The sequence below is a fragment of the Frankia sp. CcMO1 genome, from assembly GCF_977945845.1.
This window is the reverse complement of record NZ_CDWTMG010000217.1, coordinates 1-1893: the sequence shown is the minus strand read 5'-3', so window position 1 is coordinate 1893 and position 1893 is coordinate 1. Positions and strand designations below refer to the sequence as shown.

Genomic DNA, 1893 nt, shown 5'->3' with positions numbered 1-1893 from the left:
TACCAACAGGCTCTTAACGCCTAGCACGGAGTCGGCTCCTGCCTCAAGGTCGTTTCGCCGTCCGGCCGGCGACCGGATCTCCCCTGGAGACGGCGAGCTACCGCGGCCGCCGTCGGCGTACGGAACGAACAACCACCGCCGAATCCGTCCTACGCAACGTCGGCGACATGAGTGGCGATCTCAGGGCGGGGGTTGCTCGGAGGCGACCTTGGTCTCCTGCGGGGCGGTCCGGTCCGGCTCGGCAGCTGCGCCGTCGTTGCTCGTGCCCGGCGGTGGGCGCAGCCGGACCTTCGTGATGGCGTGACCGGTGACTTCCACGACCTCCCCGGTGTAGGGACCCAGGTCGACGCGTTCGCCGGGGCCGGTGGGGATGTGCCGGAGCCGGGCGAGGACGAGCCCGGCGATGGTGGTGTAGTCCCCGTCGTCCCGGGTGTCGACGTCCACGCCGATGTCGGGCAGGTCGTGGATGGGGAAGGTGCCCGCTAGCAGCACACTGCCGTCGGGCTCGCGGACCACGGACTGGACGTCGCGGTCGGTCTCGTCGTAGATCTCACCGACGATCTCTTCGACGAGGTCTTCCATCGTGACCATCCCGTCGACCGCGCCGTGCTCGTCGACCACCACGGCGAGCTGCTGCCGGAGCTGGCGCATCTGCCGCAGCGCGTCGGACACCCGCAGGGTGTCGGGAAAGAACACCGTCGGGCGGACATGCTCGGCGACCGTGCCGGTGGCGTGGACCAGGTCCCGAAGGTGCGCGACCCCGAGGATGTCGTCGGCGCCCGCGGGCCCGGTAACCGGCGCCCGCGAGTGGCCCGAGCCGATCAATCGGCGCAGCGCGTCGTCCACCGGCAGGGTGCCGGGCAGGAAGACGACGTCCCGGCGCGGGATGAGGATCTCGCGCAGGACCCGCTCCGCGATCTCGAACGCGCCGCTGATGATGGTCCGCTGCTCGGGCGAGAAGTCACGCCGCGCCGCGAGCATGTCGCGGATCTCCTCGGTGGTCACCTCCTGCCGCGCGGCGTGCGGGTCCCCGCCCGCCACCCGCACAGCCAGATCCGTGGCCAGACCCAGGAACCAGACCGCCGGACGCGACAGCGTGGACAGCAGGTCCAGCGGGCGGGCCACCAGCAACGCCCACCGCTCCGTCCGCTGCATCGCCAGCCGCTTGGGCGCCAGTTCCCCGACCACCAGGGTCAGGAACGTCAGCACAAGGGTGACCAGTACGATCGCCGCCGGCTTCGCGGCCGACCCGAGGAACCCCAGCGGCCCCACCAACGGTTCCGCGAGCGAGACCGCGGCCGCCGCCGAAGCCAGGAACCCCGCCAGGGTGATCCCGATCTGGATCGTCGCCAGAAACCGGTTCGGATCCCGTGCGAGCCGGGCCAGCACGCGACCCGACCGTGACGTGCGCTCCAGTCGCTGCAGCTGGCTCTCGCGCAGCGAGATCAACGCCATCTCGCTGCCGGCGAACACCGCATTCAGCAGGACCAGCACCACCACCAACCCCAGCTGTGTGCCGTAACCGCCCACAGAAGATCAGCACTCCTCGTCGCATCGAAGGGAACACGGTAACCAGGCGCCGCGCCATCCACGCCAACCCGCGCCACTCATGCCGAGCGCCCCCACCCGCCCCAGGTCGCCACACACAGCCTGAACGCGCCGGGGCCCGGACCGGTGCCGACGCCGAGGCAGCCATCCACGACCGGAGCTAAGCGGCTGATACCGGGCAGTCGCAGCCACGTGCCGTCCAGACGATCCGACCGCCAGCGACGCTGATCGACGGCTACCGCAAGCCCGCGCACGGAAACCCTGCAAGCTTTTCATGCCGCAGCCGACGGGCTACTTCGATGCTGGGCCCAGGGACGGGCCTGGCGTGGGCCCGAGCCAAGGAGT

Annotated in this window: 1 protein-coding gene; it reads right to left on the bottom strand. The window is 70.7% G+C overall.

The genetic code is table 11. From position 1 onward, the window contains the following. Positions 1-180: 180 nt before the first annotated feature. Positions 181-1530 (bottom strand): hemolysin family protein, encoded by a 1350-nt coding sequence (locus AC08OU_RS19725; protein WP_476605516.1) that lies wholly within the window; start codon positions 1528-1530, stop codon positions 181-183. Positions 1531-1893 lie beyond the last annotated feature (363 nt).